Source organism: Methylomonas sp. HW2-6 (assembly GCF_052474525.1).
This window is the reverse complement of record NZ_CP184124.1, coordinates 2,849,551-2,875,044: the sequence shown is the minus strand read 5'-3', so window position 1 is coordinate 2,875,044 and position 25,494 is coordinate 2,849,551. Positions and strand designations below refer to the sequence as shown.

The window sequence follows — 25,494 nt, the reverse complement described above, 5'->3', positions numbered from 1 at the left end:
ACGATTAGAAAACATTCGTACGATTTCTTTCCATTTATAGGACCAACGATTATTTATCCTGGGTCAAATAGATCATCGATCTGATCAATTGAAAGAATAACTGGCCCCTTAAATTGTTCTTCATCAACCTGTTCATAAGAATTTTCAAAAAATTTCATTAATTCGTATGAAACATCATATGCCTCCAGCATACTAGCTACATCATCATTACTTATATCAACGCCTAAAGCAGAAAACTCCTTAAAAATTGAAACTTCTAATTCGTTACACGCAGCCTTATCATCACCATATTCAACTTTCGAAAATGCATCATTTACATCAATAAAATCAGCAAAGTTTTCCGTTACAATTTCTATAACATTAAATTTCATTGATTTAAGGACTTCATTGTATCCAGATAAATCATCTGGAATTATAGCCAATAGATCTGACATAGCTTTAATCTGCTGATAATCATCCATAAAATCAACATTAGTTCGAATAAAAGTTAGACCCTGATTTGGGGTTATTATGCATTTATCAACACCCCATTTAATAAATTCGATAGATAATTCTGTGGAATCGCCGACAGTTTTATCAAGAACAAACATAATTGCAGCAGTCAAAAATCCCGTTACTTCAAAATCACCGCAGCGCTTGTATATATCAAAAACTGACGAAACATAGTCCGATGATGCATTCTCAAACTGATTATCCGCGAGTGTTGTAAGAATACTAGCACAGATATATCTAACATCTTTTTTTGACAAAAATTTATCAGCAAGAAGACTTCGTAAAGCTATTGTAGAACGAACTGTTCTTAGACTAAGAAAACCTTGACATAACGTAAAGACATCATTTGAATATCGCTTTAATACATAATCCCCAATAGATGGATTAAAAAGATCTATTATGGTTGTACCATCTGAGATTACAGCTCTATTAATAAATGATCCAGTTAGTAGACGAATATTTGATTGAAACTCACGCCTGCCGCTCAAGTTCTGGTTGGATGGAATTGCAAGGTAGTAATTATAAGACTGATTCAGAGTGCGCTCAGCTATCGCCTGTCCATTCAGAACAATAAGAATAACAATTAAGCGACAAAAATCGTCTAACTGAACAATAAAAGGATTTTCCCAGACTTGAGAAGGGTTTTCTAATGAACTTACAATATGATGCCAGTATTGATCATGGGGACAATAGTCAAGTCGAGCGGCGTCAGTAATATAGTTTATTAGACGCGGATTAAAGTTTTTATGGTTAATTATGTCTTTGTAGCGTTTATTCAAGTAAATCTGCTCAACATACTCTTTTTTCAGATCAGAATGCCAGATGTGATTATAAAGAATATGAGCTTTATCCATGCTTGACAATGATCTTATTTTTATCTCATATTCGTTTCTTTTAATGTTAGCATGATCAAGGCTATCAATTAATAACTTACCTTGATTTAAAATTGTTGTCCTGGAGGTTAATACAAATCGCTTGTTTTTATTAGTTGTTACGCGCCTAATAAATTGAGTTATGTGAGCACCTTCGTGGCCTTTAAGAGCATCCAAATAGTTACGACCCAAAAAATCGTCAAAATAAATTATTTGCTTAGTATCGTTGTCGAAAACTGATTCAGCCTCTTTTATTTCATCGGCAATTCTTAAATATGAGTACCCTCTTGACACATAGTGTAAACATAGATGATCTGCAAGCGTAGTTTTTCCAGCGCCAGGTTCTCCTGTAATTATTACCACTCCGAGCTTTTCAAGAACTTTTAAGGCGGCCTCATGATTAGCTGTGACAACATATCTTGAAGACGCTAATATAATTTCGTCTAATGAAAATGCGCTACGCCCGAGAATAGCATTATTTACAACAAAACCAAGAATACTGGAACTATGCAGCCAAAGCTTATAATGTCTTTCCTCAATATGCTTTTTATCTCTAAGCAAATCATTTAGATCTTCTTTTCCATAAACATCACTTTCCGACTTCAAATGTGGAGAAAGCGCACGAAATATTTTAGCCTTATCAGCTCGAGAGAGCTGATTTGAAACTGCTAACAAATATTTAAATGGCTTCAGTTTATCTAACTTTGGCTTCTCTGATTTCTTTAGAGTAGCAATAAGATTGGATAATGGTGTATTACTCCAATGCTTACATTGAAGAACTACTTCTTTATTTCGATCAATAAAGTACCTGCCATCTACCCCAGCGTCTTTCCCAGATTTAAATCGTTCAAAACGCCTTCCTTGAACTTCACTTAGTAAATCTGTGCATAGAATTTCGAATTCTTTATCATTAAGCGATTTAAAATCGTAATCCATTATATTTTCTCAAAAATTATAGCTAGCTCGTCACTTCTAGGGTACCTACTTTAATACGCCTGCACCCCAAACTTCAACAGCAACCTCGGCAAAATATCGTCCAGATTCAATACATCCTTATCGGTCAATTCAATCAAGTTGAAATTATATTTCTGATAAATGGCGAGTTTTTCCTGTTTTCTGGCCTGGTATTTGGCGTCGTTTTCATAGCCCCAGAATTCGATATAGACCTTACCGGTTGGTATGTAAAAATCGCAGTACATTTCTTCTTCGATCGGCAGTTTGCGTTCGTAGGCGTGGACGATTTCCGCCATGTACAGCCAGTTGTCGATTAGCATTTCCGCCTTGGAGCGGACGAAGTGGCCGTCGGTGGTACGGTGGGTGGCTTCGAATTTGTGGCGGAAGCTGTCCATTTTATCGGCGTCGGTTTTGGGTTTGTCGACGCCCTTGATGTTGTCGACGTTGTCTTTCAACGCGCGGTTGCGAACGATTTTTTCCGGCCAGCGCACGTAAGGAATGCCGGAGCGGCTGTCTTCGCCTTGCTCGGCGCCCATCGCCAAGCCTTGCTCGGTGACCAGCCAGCCTTTCAAGCCTTTTTTGATCCAGCCCAGTTCGGACAGGATGTAATTCATTTTATTGGCCGGGAGTTCGAATTGCTGCCCCAGCACGGTGGCGGTCAGCAATTTTGGCGCATCCGGTTTGCTCGGTATGTTGGGTAACTGAAAGTCTTCCGGCCAGGCCACGTATTGGCCGTATTTCCCGGTCAGATAAACGCCGCCGGCGGCAACCCCGGCGTTTGTCAGTTGCCACTTGTCGTCTTGTTTTTCGATCAAACCCAAAGTGCTCAGTTGCCCGAACATTTGCTCCTGCGTTACCCCTCGCAGCTTGGCTAATTGGGTGGTGGAAAGGCGTTTTTCGTCACTCATCGCTGTAGTTCTCAAGTTAGATGGAGCGAAGTGTAGACCATCGATATTCGCTACCGCAAAGAGATTGACAACGGTTGGTGGACCCTGGCAAGAAAAGAACTTGGGGTAACTTGTTGGGCTATACCGAGGAAATCGCGGCGCAACAAAAAACCCGCTAAGCCTTTACAGCTTGCGGGTTCTTGGATTTGGTGCCTCAGACCGGAATCGAACCGGTACGACCTTTCGGTCGCGAGATTTTAAGTCTCGTGCGTCTACCTATTTCGCCACCGAGGCTTTCCGAACATGTGTTGGAAGGCCGCGAATTCTAAAGCAATGCCGGGAATTGTCAATCGAAACTTGGCACACCCGGCGCCCGATGCGGTATCGGCTTAAATTGCTTGTTTGATCCGGGCCAGTGCGTTTTCCAGATTGGCCATGCTGGTGGCGATGGAAATGCGGATGTGACCGGGGCAACCAAACGCAGAGCCTGGCACGAGGGCGACGCCGGCTTTTTCGATCAAAAATTCGGCAAACTCCAGGTCGTCGTTGATGCCGTCCAGACGCGCCAACAGTTTTTCGACGTTGGGGAAAACATAAAATGTGCCGTCGGTCGGCAAGCATTCAATGCCGTCGATGCTGTTTAATTCGGCGACGACATAATCGTGGCGTTTCTTGAATTCGACCATCATGGTATCGATGCAGCCTTGGTCGCTGTTCAAGGCTTCTTCGGCGGCGACTTGCGAAATCGAGGTCGGGTTGGAGGTGCTTTGCGACTGGATGATGCACATCGCGTCGATCAAGTCGGCCGGGCCGGCGGCATAGCCGATGCGCCAGCCGGTCATCGAGTAGGCTTTGGAGACGCCGTTTAATACAATGGTGCGGTCGTAAAAGTCCGGATGGGCGTTCAGTATGTTAACGAATTGGCCTTTGTTCCACAGGATCAACTCGTACATGTCGTCGGTGGCGATCAAAATCTCCGGATAGTCGCGCAATACGTCGCCCAAGGCTTTCAATTCTTCCAGGCTGTACGCCGCTCCGGTAGGGTTGGACGGGCTGTTGATCACCAGCAAGCGGGTTTTCGCGGTGATCGCCGCGCGCAATTGTTCCGGCGTGATTTTGAAACCCTGGCTTTGGCCGGTTTCAATAATGACGGGTACGCCATCCGCCAATAAAACCATGTCCGGATACGAGACCCAATAAGGCGCCGGGATAATGACTTCGTCGCCGGGATTGAGCAGGGCTTGCGCCAGGTTGAAGAAACTTTGCTTGCCGCCGCAGGACACCAGAATCTGTTTGGGTAGGTAATCCAGGCCGTTGTCGCGTTTGAACTTAGAGATAATGGCTTTTTTCAAGCCAGCCGTGCCGTCCACAGCGGTGTATTTGGTAAATCCGGAGTTAATGGCCTTAATCGCGGCGTTTTTAATGTGGTCCGGCGTATCGAAATCGGGTTCGCCGGCGCCCAGGCCGATAATGTCCTTACCGGCAGCGCGCATCGCGGCGGCTCTGGCGGTGATGGCCAGGGTAGGGGAGGGTTTAACCGCTTTAACTCGGTCGGACAGTGTGATGCTCATGATTCCTCGGTCGAAATTTACTCAAATGGTCGGCATTATACGGTATAAGCCGGCATCAAACATGGTGTTTTGCGGCCAACTGGTCGGCATAATTTTCCAGAGCATCCAGTAGCGTGTGATTCTGGCCGCTATCGGCGCGCAAGGCGTTGATTTTTTCCCGGAACTGCGCCAAGCCCATGTAACCGGCGCTTTCCCGTTCCAGCCGGTCGCGGCAAAACGCCGACCATTGCCGGCGCTCTTCCTGGTTCAATGTGTCCGGGTAATTTCTGGCGCGGTAGCGAAACAGCATTTCCGGCAGACGCAGGTCTTCGAATTCGGATTCGAAATCGGCCAAGCTCGCGGGGGCGGTTTGTCGCAGCCGTTGGCACAGAGACTTGTCGCGCTGGCTGAAAAAGCCGCCGCTATAGATCATCAAATCCGGATCGCTGGTTTTCGTGTCGTCGTTGCGGCGGCTGAACACCTCGGCTAATTTGGCGTCCAGGGCCGGCGCTGCCTGAATTTGTTTTAGGTGCCGATCATGCACGGCCAAATCCAGTTGCAAGCGCTCCCGGTCGGCCGGTTTCAGCACGGAGATCGGCGCCAACACCGGACATTTGTTGATGTGGACAGTTTTCAACGGAATCCGCACCGTTCCCTCCGGCAAATCCGCGTTAGCCACAAACAGGCGCTGTTTGATCTCTTCCGCGGATAGCGCAAATAACGGTTCCGGATCGGCGGCAAGGTCGTAAACGATGACTTCGTTGCTATTGGTCGGATGCTGCGCCAGCGGCAATACCACCGCCAGGCAGTGATTGCGCGACGGCAAGCGGCCGGAAATATGTAGTAGCGGCGTAAAACTACCGAGCCGCAGCAGATTCGACACTTGGCTTTTATGGCGGTGGTTGATCAGGTATTCGAACAGCTTGGGCTGTTTTTGTTTGACCAGCTTCGCAATCGCGATCGTCGCGTACACGTCCGACAGGGCATCGTGCGCGGCGTCGTGTAACAAGCCGTTGGCTTGAGTCAAGTCCTCCAAACGAAAACTGGGCAGGCCGTCTTCCTTGTCCGGCCACTCGATGCCTTCCGGGCGCAAGGCTCTGGCGGCGCGGACCACGTCGATCAAATCCCAGCGCGAATTGCCGTTCTGCCATTCTCTGGCGTAGGGATCGAAGAAGTTGCGGTAGAGCAGATTGCGGGTGACTTCGTCGTCGAAGCGGATACTGTTGTAGCCGACGCCGCAGGTGCCGGGCTGAGACAGGGCGCCGTGAATCGTCTCGGCGAATGCCGCCTCGCAGACACCCTGCGCCGCCGCCAGTTGCGGCGTGATCCCGGTTATCAGGCAGGCTTCCGGATGCGGCAGATAATCGTCGGCCGGCCGGCAATAAAGCATGATCGGGTCGCCGACGAGGTTGAAGTCGGTATCGGTGCGGACTCCGGCAAATTGGCACGGTCGGTCGCGTTGCGGATCGGCGCCGAAAGTTTCGTAGTCGTGCCAGAAAAAAGTGGTTGAAGTCATGAGCGGAACCGGGAGGAGGGCGGTCGGGAAAATTTCCGCAAACGCGCTTTTGCGGATACTGGCGGCGGAAAATTATTCTATAATCGCCCGCTCCATTTTATGTGACCTTCATAGGAAAGTGTTATGAAAAAAACCTCGCTACTCGTTTCATCCGTTTTGCTGATGTGCGCTGGCTTAGCCAATGCGCACGGCCCCGTCAGAGCGAAAATGACCGCTACCGTGACCGTCGACGCGCCCGCGGCAAAAGTATGGGATTTGATCAAAAACTACGACGACATGTCCTGGCATCCCGGCATCAAAAGTGTGAAAGGCAACGGTAGCAACGACAAGGGCGCGGTGCGCACGCTAACTTTGGCTAACGGCGGTACCATCACCGAGGAATTGAAAGCCTACGATGCCGCCAAAATGAGCTACAAATACAAAATCACCGAAATGAGCAACACCGGCACCATCAAACATGCCGGCCAGGACGAGCCGCTGCCGGTATTGCCGGTTGGTAACTATGCGGCCGAATTGCAAGTCACTGACAAAGGCGGCAAGACCGAAGTCGAGTGGGTTGCCACTTACTACCGCGCTTACGTCAACAACAACCCGCCGGCGGAATTGAACGAAGAAGCCGCCGACAAAGCGGTCAGCAACGTGTTGAAAACCGGCCTGGAAGCCTTGTCCAAAAAAGCCGGCTCCGCGGCTGCACACGTCGAAATCGATATCAAGCGTTAATCGGCTTTATCCCCGTTCCCGGCCTTGAGCCGGGAACCATTTTCCTCCCGCCCCCATTTTGTTCATGTCCAGATTCAGGTTTAAGGCTGTTTGCTTATTTGCTATCGCCGCGTTGCCGGTTCACGCCAATCCGCGTGCCTTTATCACCAATCAACTGGATAATTCGGTCTCGGTGATCGATACCCAAAACCGTAGCGTCATCGAAACGATCAAAGTCGAAGGCAAACCGGCCGGTGTGGCTATAAACCCGCTATTGAAACAAATTTACGTCAGCACGCCGGAGGGCGGTGGCTTTGCCGTGCTGGACGGCGACAAACTGACCAAGTTGCGAAATGTCAAAGTCGGTGGCGCGTCGTTGGGCATCACAACTGACCGCAAGGGCCAACAAATTTTTGTTGCCGATTGGTATGAGAATTCGGTGGCCGTGTTCGATAGCAAGGATTTCAGCCGGTTAAAAACCATTACTGTGGGTAAGTCGCCATCGGGCATGACCGTCAGCCCCGACAACCGCTGGCTGTACGTCGCCAACCGGATAGACGATTCCATTTCCCAAATCGATTTGCGCAAACTGAGCATCCGCAACACCACCAAAGTCGGCGCTCATCCGTTCGGGATTGCAGTGGATAGCCAAGGCAAGCGCTTGTATTCGGCCAACGTGGAAAGCGACGATGTTACCGTGTTGGACGCGCGCAGCCTGAAACGGCTGGCCACGGTTAAAGTTGGCGCCCGACCTTACGCTGTGGCGCTGGCCAATAGCGACGGTTTGTTGTTCGTGACTAATCAGGACGACAGCACCGTCTCGGTCGTCGATACCGCGACCTTGAAACAAGTTGCCGTGATTCCGGTCGGCGACAAGCCGGAAGGCATTAGCGCGCACCCGGACGACAGGCATATTTATGTCGCCAATTGGTTCGATAACAATGTCTCGGTCATCGACGCCAAAACCCTGCAAGTGGTGGATACCATCAATACGGGGGAGGGCAGTCGCGCTTTCGGCGAGTTCATTACGCATTGATAGCGGACGGTATTTTGCAGGCGGCACCATTGCGGTGGTAGACTGCGCGCCGGCTTTAAAACTCGTTGAGAACTTTATGACTGAAAACGTCGAAGATTTAACTATTCGTTACGAAGATGGCGGCGTCGAGACCGTCAAGGAATTGGACAAGAAGATCCTGAGCAAAGGCGCCTGGGCCACCGTGATTTTCCGTTATCAGGACTGGGAACCGGCCAAAAATCAATACAGCCAGGACCGTTTCAGCATCCGCCGTTACCAAAAACGCAACGGCGAATATCAACAAAAATCCAAATTCAATATTTCCAGTGAAAAGCAGGCTCAGGAATTGATCGAAGCTTTGCAGGGCTGGCTTGCAGAGAGTAAGTAACTATCCGGTTAGCGGGACAATTTCCCGCTAACACCTCAATCCACCCATTCGTAAATTTCGGTCAGCAGCGGATCGCATTTGCAACAACCGCCGCTGCCGCAAGCGCTGCCGGCCGCAGTTTGCTTGACCTTACCTTTGCTGATCCATTTGCCGAGCATGCCTCTCAAGGCGTCGGCGTCCATGTGAAAATGCAGGACCAAATCGTGCAGCGTAGCCCGGCGCTTGTCCTGCAAATAGCCGCGCAAGTCAGACAATATCATGGCGTTACTCCACGGATTTGACGGGCGCCGTAAAAGCGCAACACCAGCAGCACGCCGGCAAACAACAGCGTCAGACCGAAAATCCAGCCTATTGCCGTTTGCGGGTGCTGACTGAAGGTCATGCCTTGATAGAACAGCGTCGCCGTCAGGTAAGCGACGAACGTGGTCCAACACACCACGAACAGAGCCCAGCCGCCGCTGGTTTCCTTGTAGATGGCAGCGGTGGCGGCCACGCATGGCGCGTAGAGCAGAATAAACAGCAGATAGGCAAATGCGCCGACCCGGCCGTCGAAATGTGCCTGCATCACGGCAAACGTATCCAATTTAACTTGTTGTTTTTCGGCAGCGCTGGCTTGGTCGGCGACATTGGCAATGCCGATACCCAGCGGATCGAGTAATTTGTCGGCGATCGCGATCAGATTGTCCGGCACGGTTTGACAGGCTTCCGATAAGGCTGCAGCCAAATCGAAACTTTTATCCTCGACATCAGCGTCGCTGGCCGCCATCTGGCTGTAAAGCGCATCCAGCGTACCCACCACGGCCTCTTTAGCCAGTACGCCGGTAAAAATGCCTACCGTAGCCGGCCAGTTGTCGCGGGCGATACCCATCGGTTGAAATGCCGGAGTCAATTGCCGGCCGATTTCGCTGAGCACCGATTTGTCGCTGTTTTCCTGGCCGAAGCTGCCGTCGACTCCGACCGAATTCAGCACGTTCAATACCAGCACCATCGGCACGATGACTTTGCCGGCGTTGACGATGAAGGTTTTCAGGCGCTCCCAGGTCTTGGTGTAAACCCCGCGTAGCGTCGGTAAGTGGTAGGCGGGCAATTCCATCAAAAAAGGAGTAGGGGAGCCGCGCAGCAGGGTGTAACGCATGATCAGGCCGGTCAAAACCGCGACCACGATGCCGAACAAATACAAGCCGAACACCAGATTTTGGCCGCCAACCGGAAAGAAGGCGGCGGCGAACAAGGCGTAGACCGGGAGGCGGGCGCCGCAGGACATGAACGGATTCATCATGTTGGTCAATATCCGGTCGCGCTGGTTGTCCAGTGTGCGAGTGGCGATGATGGCGGGGACGTTGCAACCGAAACCAACGATCATGGGTACGAAGGATTTGCCCGGCAGGCCGATCATGCACATGAAGCGGTCCATTACGAAAGCTGCGCGCGACATGTATCCCGAGTCTTCCAACATGGACAGGAAGATGAATAAAAAGCCGACGATCGGAATGAAAGTCGACACGACCTGAATACCGCCGCCGATGCCGCTACTGGTTAAAACTACCAGCCAATCCGGCCAGTTCATTGCCGTCAGCCATACGCTAAGGCCGTCTACCAATAACGCACCGACGGCTTTGTCGAAAAAGTCCACGAATGCGCTGCCAACGTTGATCGTAAACATGAACATGGCGTACATCACCAGCAGAAATATCGGGATGCCCAGAAACCGGTTCAGCACGATGGCGTCGATTTTGTCGGTGGTATTGCGCGAGACTTCGTTTAATTTACATACCGAGGCCTGCACCAGCCGGTTAACCAGACCGTAGCGGGCGTCGGCGGCCAGGATGTCGATCTCGTCGCCAGTCTGATCTTCGATTTGGCCCCGCAGGCGAGTGACCGTTTCGGTGAGTTCCGGCCCGGCCATCTGCTTGGCCAAGGTATCGTTTTCCAGCAGCCGCAAGGCCAGCCAGCGGCTATCGCAACGGTTGCGACCGGAGATATCTGACAATAGCGGTTTCAACTCCTCGACGGCCGCTTCGATCTCCGTTTGATAAGCGACTTGAAGCTGGGGAATCGGCTTGTCGGCGCAGGCTTTGCTGATGATTTCGAGCAAGTCCTTGATGCCTTTGCCGGTCGCCGCGGTTACCGGCACCACCGGGCAACCGAGATGTTTGGCCAACAATTCGGTATCAATGCGGATGCCGCGCTTTTTTACGGCATCCATCATGTTCAGAACCAAAATCATCGGCACCCGCATCTCGAGCAATTGCGAGGTCAGGTAGAGATTGCGTTCGATGTTGGATGCATCGACGATGTTGATGATTAAATCGGCTTGGCGCGAGGCGACGTAATCGCGCGCGACTTTTTCGTCCAGCGAAATGCTGTCGTCATCGGCTTCTAGCGAATAAGTGCCGGGCAAATCGACCACGTCGATCTGCTTTCCTTTATATATATACTCACCGGTTTTTTGTTCTACCGTGACACCGGGCCAATTGCCAACGTGTTGTTTGGAGCCGGTCAGAGCGTTGAACAACGTGGTTTTGCCGCAATTGGGGTTACCGACAACACCAACGGTATAAACGGCGTCTTTCATACTTTTTCTACGAGTAACACCGACGCTTCGTTTTTGCGGAGCGACAAGGAAAAGCCGCGAATCTTAATCTCTACCGGATCGCCCATAGGCGCGAAACGCGTCACGGTAAATTCAGTTCCCGGAGTCAAACCCATTGCCAACAGTTTTTTCCGATAAACTCCGCCGGATTGGTCAAACCCTAAGATGCGGCCAGTATCGCCAGCCGCCAGTGCTTTAAAATTTGTCTGCATGCAGGCTAATTAATAATTGTTCTCATTAATAAGCACTATAGCATATCAACAAATCAATACGGCAAATTTACATGTTCGACGAGCATCGCGGGGGCGTGCCACGGCGAGACAAAATTTCGCATAATGTATATTATGTAAAATAATATGAAGTTACCAGCAAGCCTCGTGGTGAGAACTGCCGAAAGCCCATGACGTGCTCAATTTGAGCAACGCACTTGGAAAACTGAATGACCCTCGTTTGATTGTTTTGGGTTAAGAAACAAGTTATCAACGGTTCATTTAATCTCGCCCCTCCGCCTTCCTGTATATAGTGGAATCTACGTAGCAAAACACAGGATGTAGTTAATGCTCGTCTTTGCAAAAGCTTCTACGGTATTGTCATTCGAACAGGAGACCAATCTTTCGTTATTTACAATTGTATATAACGGTATACACTACAAAACATGTTCGGGAATAAGGAGATTTGACATGTTTTTTTCTGTAAATAGCAGACTTACGACGTTAGCTGGTCTATTGGTTATCAACACAACCGCACAGGCCGAAACGGCTTTAGTAGCGGTTGCGGCAAACTTCACCAAACCAATGAACGAAATTGCCCAAGTATTCGAAAAAACCAGCAGGCACACGGCGAAATTGTCATTCGGGTCGTCGGGGAAATTTGTCGCACAATTCGAGAATGGCGCACCATTTGAAGTTTTCTTGTCCGCCGACGACAAAAGCCCGCTGAAACTCGAGGAATCCGGGCTAGCCGTGTCCGGCAGCCGGTTCACTTATGCTGTAGGCAAGTTGGTGTTGTGGGCGGCAACGGTGGATTTTGTGGATTCCCAAGGTCAAGTTTTGAGCTCGGGCAATTTTAAACATATAGCACTTGCCGACCCTAAGTTGGCACCTTACGGTGCCGCGGCGATAGACACTTTAACAAACCTCGGACTGTTGGATAAGCTGCAACCCACGTTCGTGCATGGCGAGAATATTGCCCAGACATACCAATTCGTCAGTAGCGGCAATGCTGAATTGGGATTCGTTGCGCTTTCCCAAGTTATGGAAAACGGCAAGATCGGCTCCGGTTCGGGCTGGACCGTTCCGACCAATCTTTACAAACCAATATTGCAAGATGCCATTTTACTGAACAACGGCCGAGATAATCCGGCTGCAAAAGCCTTGTTGGAGTTCCTTAAAACCGCTCCCGCGCGAGCAATTATCGAAAAATATGGTTACTCGTTACCGCAGTAGCCATGACGCCCTCCCCCTCTTAGCTAACTTAAACCAGGACTCATTATGAAAACCAGTGCACGTAACCAATTTAGCGGCAAAGTCGAACAAGTGTTGATCGGCGCAGTCAATGCCGAGATTTACCTGAGCTCGAAAGGCGGCGCCACCATCGTCGCGTCGATTACCAAAGAGTCGGTGGCTACGCACGGAATCGAAGTCGGCATAGAAGCCATCGCTTTGGTGAAAGCCCCGCAGATCATTGTCGTCACCGATTTCGGCGGCTATAGAGTTTCCGCGCGTAACCAGCTTGCCGGGACCGTGGTGGCCGTCAAACCCGGCGCGGTCAATTCCGAGGTTGACATCGAACTCGGCGGCGGCGAAGTCGTCGCGGCGACGGTGACCAACGACAGCGTCGAAACGCTAGGACTAACTATAGGCCAGCCGGCCACGGCGATATTCAAGGCCGGTGCCGTTATTCTGGCCGTGCAAAGTTGATCGAGTTCCGGCAATGTTCCGGCTGAGGCAATTATGTTGTTGGGCGCAAATGTAAAACTGCGGCTGATCGACGCGGCACTGCAAACCGATTGCGCCGACAACGCCGAAACGGTGCGAGACAAGCTGCAGGCATCCTATCTTATCCGGCAGCGGGCGGCTTTGCGCGAAGGCGACGTCGTCTACAGCCTGAACAAAACCCACGCCATCGTCGATCTGGCCCCAGCTGGACCATCTGCCTTACCAGTGCGTCATCAGCCATGCGACGGCTACTTTTACATGAACCCGGCCGCCATCGAACCGTTAAGGCTTCCCGCTAATTTACGCAAGAATACGGCGAGCGAGCTCAATCCGGCCCGCGCCTCTCTTCCCGCGAACCGAGCGGACCGCCAACCGCTATCGGTTACAATCGACGCTTTTTAGCGAGAAACGGCATAGATATGAGGCAGGCTTTTCGATCGCCATGGTGGCTGCCGGTGTTATCCGGCATTTTCATCGGTACCAGCTACATCCCCTTCCCGCCTTGGGCCTCGTTGTTCTGTTTCGTCCCGCTGTGGCAATTCTGGCAAAGTCAGGACAGGCTGCGACCAGTCCTGCTAAGCGGGATATTGACCAGCTTTATCTATACGATGATCGGCTTCAACTGGGTGACATACACCCTGCACGAATTCGCCAACGTCAATTGGCTGGTGGCCGCTATCGGTATGCTGATTTTCGCGGCGTTCGGCCATTTGTTCGTCCCGATCGCCGGCTTGGTCTGGTTCTACGTTCGCCGCAGCCTGGGCGCCAGTCGCGGGATATCGTTGGCTTTGATGGCGATTCTGACCGCCTTGGCCGAATTTTACGTGCCGATGCTATTCAAATGGAATTTCGGGTATAGCTGGTACGGCGCCGGCTTGCCGCTCTACCAATGGGCGGAAATCGTCGGTTTCGCCGGTTTGAGCATGCTGACCGTACTCGCCAATTTGGCCGTGCTGTATGCCTGGCAGCATCGCGGGCAACGCGCAGGCAAAACCGTATCCGTCGCGATCGTGCTCGGCTTTGCCGGGCTGAACGCCGGCGGACTATGGCTGAAAAACCGGTTGCCGGCCGCCGACGATGCGTTGGACGTGCTGCTGGTGCAAGCCAACATCGGCAACCTGCAAAAACAGTCCATGGAACACGGCAAAGGCTATCGCGCGGAAATTTTGACCCAATATTTTCAGGCCACCGATGCCGGTTTGGGCGACAACCCGGACATCGACTTCGTGATGTGGTCGGAAACCGCCTTCCCTGCCCTGTTGGGCGGCGAATACAACCAATCGCAGTACGCCGATCTGTTACAACAGTTTGTGCGCAACCGGCAATTGGCTTTACTGACCGGGGCTTACGCCAAGGACGAGCAGAATGCGATCACCAATTCCTTGTTTGTGATCGACGAAACCGGCACGGTCACCGAGCCGCACTACAGCAAAACCATCTTATTGGCTTTGGGCGAATACATTCCGTTCGCAGACGTGTTTCCCTGGCTGAAAACCGCATTGCCTATGGTCAGCCAATTCGGGCGCGGACCGGGACCGACCTTGTTGCTGCGCTTGAACGGTTTCGATATGGGGCCGCAAGTCTGCTACGAAAGTCTATTCCCGGAATTTTCCAAGGGGCTGGCCGATCTGGGAGCGCAGTTCATCGTCAACGTCACCAACGATTCCTGGTACGGCAGCTGGCAAGAGCCTTACCAACATTTATATATGACGCTGGCGCGCGGCGTGGAATTCAGGCGGCCGGTACTGCGCGCTACCAACACCGGCATATCCACAGTGTCGTTAGCCGATGGTACGGTGTTGCCGCTTTCGCCACTCGATACGAGCTGGGCCGGCAGCTATCATGTGCCGTTCTCGAAACAACCGGCCAGCACGTTTTACCAACGCCATTTCCATCTGATGCCGGGCGTGTTATGGAGCGGACTGGTTCTGTTAGTAATAGCCGGCTTGCGCGCCGGAGTTACAAAGCCCGGCGCAACTGTCACCTAAAACAATAACCGGCAGGCAAAAAAAATCCGGCTGTAAGCCGGATTTGAGAGGAGGAAGTTATTGCACTGAACATCTCTGCAATAACGCACATATTATCAGCAACCCCTTATATTAGGAATGCGGCATATTGTCACGCGACAAGTTGCCACATTGTCCAAAAGTACAAATAAAGCCTATTGCCCGAAATAAGCCAACAGAAAATTGATGAAAGTAGTCAACTTGGCCGGGTAGAACCTGCGCTGTAGATAAGTGGCGTAAATAGCCAATTCCGGCCGCCGGTATTCACGCAGAATTTCAACCAACTCCCCGTTTTGCAAATGCGGCGCGACCGATAAGCGCGGCGCCTGGACGATACCCATCCCCATGGCCGCCGCCTGGCACAAGGCCCGGCCGTTGTTGGAAGCCAGCATCCAATCGGATTTGATCCGTTTCAGCTCGCCGTTGACGTTGAACAACCAATAATCGCCGTGCGGGGTATCGACATAATGCAAGCATTGATGGCCGCTAAGTTCATCTATAGTTTGCGGACAGCCTTTTTCAGCCAGATAGCCGGGCGAGGCATAAGTCCCCAATTCGGTTTCGGCGATCTTCCGCGCCACCACTCCAGGGTCCAGGGTGTCGGTGACGAGTAACGAAATATCGACGCTGCCGACCCGCAAGTTGGGCGGCTTGTTATCCAAGGACATCAGAATTTTGACTTCCGGATATTTTTTTAAGTAAGTCTCAATGGCGGGCACCATGTACATGCCGCCGAAATCGATAGGCGCACTGATTTTGATGGTGCCTTTTACCCGCTCCCCCAACTGGGCCGTCGACGACTCCAGATCGGCCAAATCCTCCAGCAACTGTTTGCTGCGGTGGTAATAGGCCTCTCCGGCGCTGGTCAAACTCATGCTGCGGGTAGTGCGATGCAAGAGCACAACCCCCAACGAGGCCTCTAACTGGGCAATATATTTGCTGACCATCATCGTCGACAGTTTCAGTTCTTTGGCAACCGCGGAAAACGTGCCCAATTCGACGATACGGCAGAACACCCGCATATTATTGAATTTATCCATCGCCCTGCTTTTTATAAACCTGAGGTTTATATTTTATAAACTTTTCTGCGTCTTTAAACCATATTCCGGCTTCGTTAAAATTTACCCCGGAGATAGTTGTTACACCGTCTGGTTCGGCAGTCTCGGCCAGACGTTTTTTCACCCACCGAGGTTTTTATGAGCAAAATTCACAACGAAGTACTCCTAGCCAATCGCGAATACGCGTCCAGTTTCGATAAAGGCGGCTTGGCGATGCCGCCCGCCCGCCAATTCGCCATCCTGACCTGTATGGATGCCCGCCTGGACCCGGCCAAATACGCCGGTTTAGCCGAAGGCGACGCCCACGTGATCCGCAACGCCGGCGGTCGCGCTAGCGACGACGCCATCCGCTCCCTGGTCATTTCCTATAAATTGCTCGGTACCAAGGAATGGTTCGTGATTCACCATACCGATTGCGGCATGGAAACCTTTACCAACGACATCATGAGCGATTTGCTGGCCAGCAGCCTGAAAACCTCCAGCGTCGACGCCAGCGGCTGGCACGATAGCGGTGACGGTCCCGGCTCGACCGACGGTAAATACATTAATTGGCTGACCATCAAGAACCAGGCCGACAGCGTGCTGGAAGACGTGAAACGTATCAAGGCCCACTCCCTGGTGCCGAGCGATATTCCGGTTTACGGCTACGTCTACGACGTCAAAACCGGACGATTGCTTGAAGTACCGGAAGCCACTGCCGCCGGCCAAGCCAGCTAAGATTTCCAGTACGCTAAGCAATTGAAGATAGCAGTTATGCAACTGCTATCTTTCACTGCATTTCTTGGTAAAGCCCGAGCCAAATCAGGCAGGCCGTGCCTGCTCTCATCAAAATATAAATGGCTGATCGCGTTCTTCAGCCGCCATTTGTCTGGAGTATTCTGCCAAGTGGGCACTCTTCCGCAGTCTTGGCCAGATCTCGGCTCATCGCTTCCGTAGATCTTCTATGCGTTTGCCGTATTTCCAAGGCTTATCCAGATATTGTTCTAGCATCACCCTTTATTCTTCTGCGACCGCGACAGAGAGAGAGTCAACCAAGACTCTACAAATTCGGTAAAAGGTAACCGAGCCAATCCGCCAGCCGCAGCCTACCGAGCTGCGCGGAACAATCAGACGATTCGGCACTCTTATCCGGGCTCGATTGTAAGATTTGGGCAATCTGGTAAGCTTCCTGAACAATCACACACTGGAAAGCGTGTTTCATTACACTAGGAGCGTTGCAATGGCGGAATATCTGCACAAAATTAAAGGTCTGACCGAAAACATCATTGATTTCACCCCGGAAGAAATCAGCCAGATCACCCCGGATGAAATTCAACGGATTTTTTACGATCTGCAGATTCATCAGATCGAGTTGAAGATGCAGAATCAGGAATTGATTAGCGCTCAGGAAGAGCTCACCCGCTCACGAAACAACTACCACTATCTGTTCCACCAGCTGCCGGTGGGTATCGTCATTGTGGGTGCGAACGGTTTTGTCGAGCAGGTTAACGACACGCTATTGGAATGGCTCGGTGTCTCGAAAGGTCAGCTGGTCAAAAAGCACTTGTCTTCGGTGATAGTCGATGAGGATAAGGTGTTGTTCAATTCGCGCTTCGACAGTTTTTTCAAGAACCCCGAAGGGAAATCAATTTCACTGAGCCTGAAAGCCAAAAAAAACATGCCGCTAAAAACCAAAATGTCGGGCAAGAAAATTGGCGAAAACGAAACATCTGCACCTACGCATACTCCCGGGCAAGCTTTGATCATTACCGTAACGGATCTCGATGATCTGTAACGTCCGGTCCGACTTACCTGTTGAACCGGTCGGCAAACTTCGAATGTCTGCGAAAACGGATTTGGTAACTAAGCCCACTGATAACGCCAAGTTGGGTTCCCACGGTGTCGAAGGTGGCTCCGGCATTCAATCAGATACGGTTTTCGATGCTTGGGAGATAGGCGAATTAAGGGTATTTTGACGTGTAACAGTAATTTGGTTCATGGTTGAGACTGTCGAACGTGGCGAGTTTGACATGAACAATCTATCTACAATGTGTTCAATGCAGCCGAATAGACCCTCCGCGAACCGATGAAAAAACTCGACAAAGAAAATGACCAGCGATACGTAGTGGGTATCGGTGCCTCTGCCGGAGGTTTGGAAGCGATAGAAAGTTTCTTCAAAAAAATGCCGGCGGATACGGGGATGGCCTTTATTGTGGTTCAGCATCTATCGCCTGACTACAAAAGCTTGATGGTCGAACTACTATCCAAGCACACTCTCATGCCGGTGTTGCGAATCGAAGAAGGCATGAAAGTAGAACCTAATCATGTCTACCTGATACCGCCACGTAAAAACCTGACGATTTTTCACGGCCATCTGCTGTTGAACAATCAGAACCATAGCAACGAACTTAATTTGCCTATCGATATTTTCATGCGCTCATTAGCGGAAGATGTCGGTGAATTCGCGGTTGGCATCGTCCTTTCCGGTACCGGCAGCGACGGCACGCGCGGAATTCGCGCCATCAAGGAGCATGGTGGCATGGTCATGGTCCAGGATGAAGAAAGCGCCAAGTTCGACGGCATGCCTCGAAATGCGATTGCGACCGGCCTGGTCGACTTCATACTGCCGCCGGAAGACATGCCCAAACAGTTGATGGCATTCGTCAAGCATCCATACGCCTTTCAGGATGCCAGCATCAACTCCGAGGACAGCGATCTCACCCGCATATTTGCCCTGTTGCGCGACAAACACAAAGTCGATTTCACGTTTTACAAGCCCAACACCATCGTCCGCCGTATCGAACGTCGTATTACGATCAATCAATGCCGCGACCTTAAAGAATACCGCAACCTGCTGGAAGAAAATCCCCAAGAAGTATCAACCTTGTTTCAGGAGTTATTGATCGGTGTCACCAGTTTCTTCCGCGACGACACGGTGTTCGAAGAGATCCGGAGTAAATGGCTGCCCCAGTTGGTAAAGTCGATTAACAACAACGAAATCAGGGTATGGATTGCCGGCTGCTCCACCGGAGAGGAAGCCTATTCGCTGGCAATCATGCTCGCGGAATATCGGGAATATTCCGGCAATTTTTTCCGGATGAAATTATTTGCCACCGATGTCGATGCCAAAGCCGTGGAGAAAGCCAGCTCCGGCCTGTATCCGGAGAGTATCGCCGCCGATATACCCTCGCATTTGCTGGTGAAATATTTTTCACGCCGGGAAGACAGTTTTCAAATATCGCAATCCATCCGCGAGATGGTGGTGTTCGCCCAGCACAACCTGATTAAGGACCCGCCTTTTACCAACATTCATTTATTGAGCTGTCGAAATTTATTGATTTATTTACAGCCCATCCTGCAAAGAAAGATACTTGAACTATTCAATTTTTCGTTGGTGAAAGACGGCCTGTTGATGCTGGGCACCAGCGAATCGATTGGCGAGATGGTCGACTATTTCGACATGGTCAGCCCCAAAGGCAAGATTTACCGGGCTCGGGGCAAATACCGCAGCCTGGGTATTAGCAGTATCGATCCGACCCCGACATTGATAACGTCCTTCAGCAATACGTCGCCGCAATCCAGTCGTCACTTTGCCGGCCGTTACCAGGACGACAAAATTCTGGAACGCTTTTTTAACGCGTTGACCAAAGATCTGCTGCCGTTCACCATGATCGTGAATGAGAACTTGGAGATATCGCATATCTTCGGCGACGCGCAGCGTTATCTGACCTACCCCAGCGGCAAATTGGTCACCGACATTACCAAACTGGTCAGCAAGGATTTGGCCATTCCGATCGCTACCGGCGTGCGAAAAGCCCTGAAAAGCGGGGAAAACATCAGTATGTCCAACATTAAACTGCGCGAAAAGGACAAGGCGCGGACGCTGAACATTCACATCAGGTTGTTGCCCGGTCGTAAGAGCCAAGAAACCCTGATTGCCATTCTGATTTTCGAGGCCGATCATCACGCCACCCAGGACATCGGCTTCGTCGCAGATAATTTCGATATCAATCAGGACGCCGCGCAACGCATCAACGATCTGGAACAGGAACTGCAACTCACCCGGGAAAACCTGCAAGCCACGGTGGAAGAACTGGAAACCTCCAACGAGGAATTGCAAGCCACCAACGAAGAATTATTAGCCAGTAACGAAGAATTGCAGAGCACCAACGAGGAATTGCAATCGGTAAACGAAGAGTTGTATACCGTCAACGCCGAACACCAGAGCAAAATAACCGAGTTGACGATTCTCAACAACGACCTTGACAACCTGTTCAATAGCACCAATATCGGTATCTTGTTCCTGGACGAGAATCTGGATATCCGCCGCTTCACTCATAAATTGCAGAGTTTGTTTCATATCGTTGAAAACGATATAGGCCGACCATTCTTTCATTTGACTCATTCGATTCGCGACATCGACCTTGAGAATCTGATCAGCCAAGTGGTCGAAAAAAAGATCATTTTGGAATCGGAAGTGCAAAACCAATCTGGCAATTGGTTCTTCATGCGGATCATTCCCTACGCCGTGTCGGACCGGATCTATTCAGGGGTGATCCTGACATTCGTCAATATCGATCTGCTGAAACAAACCCAGCAAAGTCTGCAACAACGGGCCGAGTTGGAAACCCAGCGTCTGGCTAGTTTTGTCAATTATTCGCTGGATGCGATTACCCTTATGGATGAATCGGGCGAATTTATCACCTGGAATCGTGGCGCGGAAATACTTTACGGTTGGAGCGAGCAAGAGGCGCTACAAATGCACTTTGAAAACCTGGTAACCCTGGACGAACGACCAAGGATGCGTCGGGTATTTGAAAAACTCAAACAGGGCGAACAAGTTGCCCAATTCGACAGCAAGCGTTTAAATCGGAGAGGAGAAGTCATTGATGTTTCAGTATCTGCCACCTTGCTCTCTTCTCAAAACGATAGCGGACAAATCTTTGCGTTGACCGAGCGGGATCTGAGAAGCCACTTGTTGATCGACAAACGCCATTGCATCAGTTGTATTCAAAAGCTGGCGTCCATGTTGATGGATGTCAGTGAAGCCATCATTATCATCGATTTCGAGGGGCGTATCGTCGCCTGGAACAAGGGAGCGGAATCCCTTTACGGATGGTCCCAATCGGAAGCGATGGGCATGAAGTTCGAGAGCTTGATTCCGACCAATCTGCGCGACGAAGCACGTAACATGTTTCAAAGCATCATTTCCGGCAAATCGAGCTATCAGGTTACCCAGATCCAACGCCTGACCAAAAACAAACAAGTGCTCGACATCACCATGATCGCGTCGGTTCTCGGCTACCAAAACGGCGATACCATGCTGGTGGTCACCACGGAAAAACCGGTTTAACAGCCGGAGACCGGAATGCCGCAACTGGATCCCGAAACCTTACGTCGCCGAGCAGAAGCGCTTCTGAACGACTTACCCAAAGGCCTGTACGCTGGTCAGTTGGATGACGTCAAAGCTTTGATCCACGAATTGAACGTGCATCAAATGCAGTTGGAGATGCAAAACCAGACGTTGCGGGAAACTTATCAGGCGTTACTCCAAGCCAAAAATAATTTCAGTCTGTTGTTTGATCAAGCTCCTGCAGGGTATTTGAAGATGGACCAGCAGGGGCGCATTCTCAAGGCCAATCAGACACTACTCGACATGTTGGAGGTCAGACAGCAGGATGTTGAAGGCCATCACCTCAGCCGCTTCATTCACCCGGATGACGCCATCATCTTCAGTGCGCGCTACCCGGCGTTTTTCAGTAAGCCCGAGCATAAAACCATCGAATTGCGGCTACTGAAAAACCCGCGGCAAAGCATACCCGTGCAGGTTCAGTTCAATGCGCGCCAGATAAGCGAACTCGACGAGAGCGGCCAAGGGCGGCAATCGTTGTTGGTGATCGCGGTGGATGTCACTGACCGGCATCGTCTGGCAGAGGAGAAAGCACTGGCCGCCAAGGTATTTGAAACCAGCGAAGAGGCGATCCTGATCACCAACGACCACAAACAGATTCTCAGCGTCAACCAATCGTTCATCGATATTACCGACTATCAGCGTTCCGAAGTGATCGGCAAGTCGGTGGTTTCCGTGCTGTTTGCAGGTCATCACCTCAAACTATTCGAGGTGATCTGGTCAAAATTGATCAGCCACGACCGATGGAAGGGAGAAGTGGAGCTTTATCGCCGCAACGGCACTGCTTTCACGGCCTCGTTGACCGTCAGTTGCAGCCACGATGCATTCAGAAAAATCAAAAACTGCATTCTAATGTTTTCCGATGTCACGCAAAAAAAATTGAACGACAGCAAGATCGAGTTTTTGGCGCATTACGACATTCTGACCAAATTACCCAATCGCAGTTACTTCAACGAACTGCTGAACAATGCCATCTTGCACGCCAGCCGCTCGCGCGAGTCGCTGAGTATTCTGTTCCTCGACCTGGATCGATTCAAGCTGTTGAACGACACCTGCGGCCACCTGGCTGGCGACGTATTGCTACAAAACGTCGCCAATCGTCTGCTTGCCTGTATCCGAGAAACCGATAGCGTATCGCGGTTTGCCGGCGACGAATTCGTGGTGTTGTTGACCCACTTCAAGGATCTGGATCATTGCCACTCCACCACCGAACATATCCTGCAAAAGCTGCTCCACGAATTGTCCCTCCCCCACGAAATCGGCAGCGTCCAATTTATCGCTTCCGTCAGTATTGGTGTTGCTCTGTTCCCTGCACACGGCACCACGGCGCCGGAGCTGATCAAAAATGCCGATACCGCGATGTATGCCGCCAAGGCCGCGGGGCGTAACAGCTACCGTTTCTACAACGATCAGATGCGTCAGCAAGCCATAGCCCGCAGCAGTATGGAGTTTGAATTGCAGATGGCCGATTGGGAACATCAATTCCATTTGGTTTACCAGCCACTGGTCAATTTGGCCGATCACCGGGTCTATGGCTATGAAGCGTTGCTGCGTTGGCAGCATCCGCAACGGGGCGAGTTGAAACCCGACAGCTTTCTGGCTATCGCCGAAGACAATGGCATGATCAACTCGATCGGCGACTGGGTAATCAGGAATGCCTGTCAGCAAGCATCGGTTTGGCGCGGGCAATGGCCCGATATACCGCTCAAAATTAGTATCAATCTGTCTCCTCGCCAATTTCTGCAGCCCGGTTTGTGCCGGGACATTCAAACATTGTTGACCAACTGCCACTTGGCTGGCGCCCAACTGATCCTGGAAATCACCGAATCCACCGCCATGCAAAACATCGGCGAGAGCATTCGGGTGATGCACGAATTGCGCGAACTCGGCATTTTGTTGAGCCTGGACGATTTTGGCACCGGTTATTCTTCACTGGCGTACCTGAAGAAATTCCCGCTCAATATCCTAAAAATCGATCAGTCCTTTGTGCATGAATTGGGTGCAGAGCAAGATAATGCGCTGATCAAGTCGATCATTGATATTGGCAAGAACATGGACCTGCTGATCCTGGCGGAAGGCATTGAGAATGCCGATCAAGCCCAATTACTGACGCAATTGGGTTGCCAACTCGGCCAGGGTTATTTTTATTCGCCGCCGTTATCAGCGACTGACATCAAACTGCCGTTGGTTGGCTCCAGCACGCACAATACAGCCCCAATATAATCCAGGCCCGAGCCGAATTACCCGATTCCACGGCAGGCCCGCACGCCGCGCGTTCTTGGCAGGCCATGTTCAAGCAGTCTCCGTTTCGTTAAACCATGCCCCAGCATGGTCGGCAAGCAAGTCTGATTTGCACCAGTTTGACCATATTTGTTCGCACCATAGATGTGCGATTCGCCCAAACTGTTATCAATCCCACCCGCCTTTCACCTTCGACACAATTCGGGTTTTCCGGCCAAAACCGGATAATAAATCTTCAACTCTTTGTTTTAACAACACTATTTTATATTTTCCCCATAAAAATCAAAAGTGGCACCTCGTTTGCTTAAGTCTTAATAACACCCAAAGCAGGGTTACTGTTTTAACCGCTCAATGTTGAGCAAACCGGACAAAGGCGTCCTGCACCCGATTCGATTAGGAATCGGGCTGCAGGCGCTTTTTTTTTGGCCCAGACTTTTATCGCTAACAGGAAACGACATGAAACCAGCCAAGAAACCCGCCCCCAAAAAACTGTTTGTCGCCGTCGCTGCCGCCATAGCGGTTGCCGGATTGAGTTTTTCGACAGCCGTGCAGGCCGGCGCCAAACCCGAGAAAGAAGATTTGAAATTCGGCTTTATTAAACTGACCGACATGGCCCCGCTGGCCGTTGCCGCAGAGAAAGGCTTTTTCGAGGACGAAGGCCTGTTCGTGCAATTGGAAGCGCAGGCAAACTGGAAAGTGGTGATGGACCGGGTCATCAATGGCGAATTGGACGGCTCGCACATGCTGGCCGCCGCGCCCTTGGGCTACAGCGCCGGCTACGGCACCAAAGCCGATATCGTCGTGCCATTTAGTATGGGTTTCAACGGTAACGCGATTACGGTGTCCAACGAGATCTGGAAACAGATGAAACCGAATGTGCCGATGGAAGGCGGCAAACCGGTGCATCCGATTAAAGCCGACGCTTTGAAGCCGGTGGTGGACAAATTTAAAGCCGAAGGCAAGCCGTTCAATATGGCGATGACCTTCCCACCTGGAAGCCATAACGTCAAACTGCGTTACTGGCTGGCGGCCGGCGGCATCAACCCCGGTTTTTACGCGCCACCGCAAGACACCTCCGGCCAAATCAATGCCGAGGCTTTATTGGCGGTGACGCCACCACCGCAAATGCCGGCCACCTTGGAATCCGGCACCATCTTCGGCTATTGCGTCGGCGAACCCTGGAACCAGCAAGCCGTGTTTAAAGGCATCGGCGTACCGGTCATCACCGACGAAGAACTCTGGAAAGACACCCCGGACAAAGTGTTCGGCGTGACCCAGGCTTGGGCGGAAAAATATCCCAACACCTTTTTAGCCGTCACCAAAGCGCTGATTCGCGCCTCGATGTGGCTGGATGCGGAAAGCAACAAGAACCGCAAAGAAGCCATCGAAATGCTTGCACAAAAACAGTACGTAGGTGCAGACGTCGAGGTATTGGCGGCCAGCATGAACGGTACTTTTGAATTCGAAAAAGGCGACAAACGTTCCCAGCCCGACTTCAATACCTTCTTCCGTCACGGCGCCAGCGTTCCGTCTTACAGCAGCGCGATCTGGTATTTAACCCAATTACGCCGCTGGGGCATGATCAACGAATACAAGCCTGACAACTGGTACATGGAAACCGCGAAAAAAGTCTATCGCCCTGACATTTATCTGGCTGCAGCGAAAGAATTGATCGCCGAAGGCAAAGCCAAAGCCGAAGATTTCCCGGCAGATACCAGCATCAAGCCGTCGCAAAACTTCTTCATCGACAAAATTCCGTTCGATGCCAACAAACCTAACGATTATCTGGCCAAATTCCCGATTGGCTTGAAAGGCAAACAAACCGTCTCCGGCGGCAAGATTGTCGAGTAACAAACTCTGGTGGGTGCTCTAACAGGGACGTTGTTTGGTGCAGGGA

The 25,494-nt window shown here is 51.0% G+C and carries 21 protein-coding genes and 1 tRNA gene; 12 read left to right on the top strand and 10 right to left on the bottom strand.

What is annotated here, in order from left to right; all coding sequences use genetic code 11:
- Positions 1-53: 53 nt before the first annotated feature.
- The 5 genes from ACH518_RS14100 to sbcB all read right to left on the bottom strand — a co-directional run bounded on the left by ACH518_RS14100 (position 54) and on the right by sbcB (position 6,271).
- The gene (locus ACH518_RS14100) at positions 54-2,300 is read right to left on the bottom strand and encodes an nSTAND3 domain-containing NTPase (protein WP_445370542.1); all 2,247 of its coding nucleotides are present in this window, start codon (positions 2,298-2,300) and stop codon (positions 54-56) included.
- 50 nt (positions 2,301-2,350) lie between these two features.
- Complete coding sequence (locus ACH518_RS14095) at positions 2,351-3,226, bottom strand: glycerol kinase (RefSeq protein WP_445370541.1); 876 nt, start codon at positions 3,224-3,226, stop codon at positions 2,351-2,353.
- Between the two features lie 186 nt (positions 3,227-3,412).
- Positions 3,413-3,499, bottom strand: a tRNA-Leu gene (locus tag ACH518_RS14090).
- A gap of 95 nt (positions 3,500-3,594) precedes the next feature.
- Positions 3,595-4,776, bottom strand: coding sequence for a pyridoxal phosphate-dependent aminotransferase (locus ACH518_RS14085; protein ID WP_445370540.1), 1,182 nt, complete (start codon positions 4,774-4,776; stop codon positions 3,595-3,597).
- A gap of 55 nt (positions 4,777-4,831) precedes the next feature.
- Positions 4,832-6,271, bottom strand: coding sequence for an exodeoxyribonuclease I (sbcB, locus tag ACH518_RS14080; protein ID WP_445370539.1), 1,440 nt, complete (start codon positions 6,269-6,271; stop codon positions 4,832-4,834).
- Positions 6,272-6,394: 123 nt separating this feature from the next.
- On the opposite strand from sbcB, the gene ACH518_RS14075 reads away from it, so the two are divergent.
- From ACH518_RS14075 to ACH518_RS14065, 3 genes are all read left to right on the top strand, one after another.
- Positions 6,395-6,991, top strand: a complete 597-nt coding sequence (locus ACH518_RS14075; RefSeq protein WP_445370538.1) for an SRPBCC family protein — start codon at positions 6,395-6,397, stop codon at positions 6,989-6,991.
- A gap of 64 nt (positions 6,992-7,055) precedes the next feature.
- Positions 7,056-8,006 carry a YncE family protein gene (locus ACH518_RS14070; protein WP_445370537.1) on the top strand — a complete coding sequence of 317 codons (951 nt, stop codon included), beginning with the start codon at positions 7,056-7,058 and terminating at the stop codon, positions 8,004-8,006.
- A 76-nt stretch (positions 8,007-8,082) separates the two neighbouring features.
- Complete coding sequence (locus tag ACH518_RS14065) at positions 8,083-8,373, top strand: hypothetical protein (RefSeq protein WP_140914291.1); 291 nt, start codon at positions 8,083-8,085, stop codon at positions 8,371-8,373.
- A gap of 35 nt (positions 8,374-8,408) precedes the next feature.
- On the opposite strand, the gene ACH518_RS14060 is transcribed toward ACH518_RS14065, so the two are convergent.
- The 3 genes from ACH518_RS14060 to ACH518_RS14050 are packed head-to-tail and all read right to left on the bottom strand — an operon-like array spanning position 8,409 to position 11,178.
- Positions 8,409-8,633, bottom strand: coding sequence for a FeoC-like transcriptional regulator (locus ACH518_RS14060; protein WP_140914292.1), 225 nt, complete (start codon positions 8,631-8,633; stop codon positions 8,409-8,411).
- Complete coding sequence (gene feoB / locus ACH518_RS14055) at positions 8,630-10,948, bottom strand: Fe(2+) transporter permease subunit FeoB (RefSeq protein WP_445370536.1); 2,319 nt, start codon at positions 10,946-10,948, stop codon at positions 8,630-8,632. The genes ACH518_RS14060 and feoB overlap by 4 nt, the downstream gene beginning before the upstream one ends.
- Positions 10,945-11,178: a FeoA family protein gene (locus ACH518_RS14050; RefSeq protein ID WP_140914294.1), complete on the bottom strand. Its 234-nt coding sequence runs from the start codon at positions 11,176-11,178 to the stop codon at positions 10,945-10,947. The genes feoB and ACH518_RS14050 overlap by 4 nt, the downstream gene beginning before the upstream one ends.
- Before the next feature lie 468 nt (positions 11,179-11,646).
- Between ACH518_RS14050 and modA the strand changes: the two genes are divergently transcribed.
- Genes modA through lnt form a run of 4 tightly spaced genes read left to right on the top strand, consistent with a single transcriptional unit; the run spans position 11,647 to position 14,891 of the window.
- Positions 11,647-12,411, top strand: a complete 765-nt coding sequence (gene modA, locus ACH518_RS14045) for a molybdate ABC transporter substrate-binding protein (protein WP_445370535.1) — start codon at positions 11,647-11,649, stop codon at positions 12,409-12,411.
- Between the two features lie 45 nt (positions 12,412-12,456).
- Positions 12,457-12,885, top strand: coding sequence for a TOBE domain-containing protein (locus ACH518_RS14040; protein ID WP_445370534.1), 429 nt, complete (start codon positions 12,457-12,459; stop codon positions 12,883-12,885).
- A gap of 33 nt (positions 12,886-12,918) precedes the next feature.
- Entirely contained in the window at positions 12,919-13,305 is a 387-nt protein-coding gene (locus tag ACH518_RS14035) for a hypothetical protein (RefSeq protein WP_445370533.1), read from the top strand.
- Positions 13,306-13,322: 17 nt separating this feature from the next.
- Entirely contained in the window at positions 13,323-14,891 is a 1,569-nt protein-coding gene (gene lnt, locus ACH518_RS14030) for an apolipoprotein N-acyltransferase (RefSeq protein WP_445370532.1), read from the top strand.
- Between the two features lie 173 nt (positions 14,892-15,064).
- On the opposite strand, the gene ACH518_RS14025 is transcribed toward lnt, so the two are convergent.
- Both ACH518_RS14025 and ACH518_RS14020 read right to left on the bottom strand, forming a co-directional pair.
- Positions 15,065-15,949, bottom strand: a complete 885-nt coding sequence (locus ACH518_RS14025; RefSeq protein ID WP_445370531.1) for a LysR family transcriptional regulator — start codon at positions 15,947-15,949, stop codon at positions 15,065-15,067.
- Positions 15,942-16,091, bottom strand: coding sequence for a hypothetical protein (locus ACH518_RS14020; RefSeq protein ID WP_186289667.1), 150 nt, complete (start codon positions 16,089-16,091; stop codon positions 15,942-15,944). The genes ACH518_RS14025 and ACH518_RS14020 overlap by 8 nt, the downstream gene beginning before the upstream one ends.
- Positions 16,092-16,105: 14 nt before the next feature.
- Here ACH518_RS14020 and ACH518_RS14015 point away from each other — a divergent pair, with 14 nt between their 5' ends.
- The 5 genes from ACH518_RS14015 (at position 16,106) to ACH518_RS13995 (ending at position 25,448) form a co-directional block, all read left to right on the top strand.
- Positions 16,106-16,684, top strand: coding sequence for a beta-class carbonic anhydrase (locus ACH518_RS14015; RefSeq protein WP_445370530.1), 579 nt, complete (start codon positions 16,106-16,108; stop codon positions 16,682-16,684).
- A gap of 502 nt (positions 16,685-17,186) precedes the next feature.
- Entirely contained in the window at positions 17,187-17,741 is a 555-nt protein-coding gene (locus ACH518_RS14010; protein WP_278212041.1) for a PAS domain-containing protein, read from the top strand.
- Between the two features lie 291 nt (positions 17,742-18,032).
- A complete protein-coding gene (locus tag ACH518_RS14005; RefSeq protein WP_445370529.1) occupies positions 18,033-21,299 on the top strand; it encodes a chemotaxis protein CheB in 3,267 nt (1,088 codons plus the stop codon).
- A 15-nt stretch (positions 21,300-21,314) separates the two neighbouring features.
- Complete coding sequence (locus ACH518_RS14000; RefSeq protein ID WP_445370528.1) at positions 21,315-23,579, top strand: putative bifunctional diguanylate cyclase/phosphodiesterase; 2,265 nt, start codon at positions 21,315-21,317, stop codon at positions 23,577-23,579.
- Positions 23,580-24,053: 474 nt separating this feature from the next.
- Complete coding sequence (locus tag ACH518_RS13995; RefSeq protein WP_445370527.1) at positions 24,054-25,448, top strand: CmpA/NrtA family ABC transporter substrate-binding protein; 1,395 nt, start codon at positions 24,054-24,056, stop codon at positions 25,446-25,448.
- Positions 25,449-25,494 lie beyond the last annotated feature (46 nt).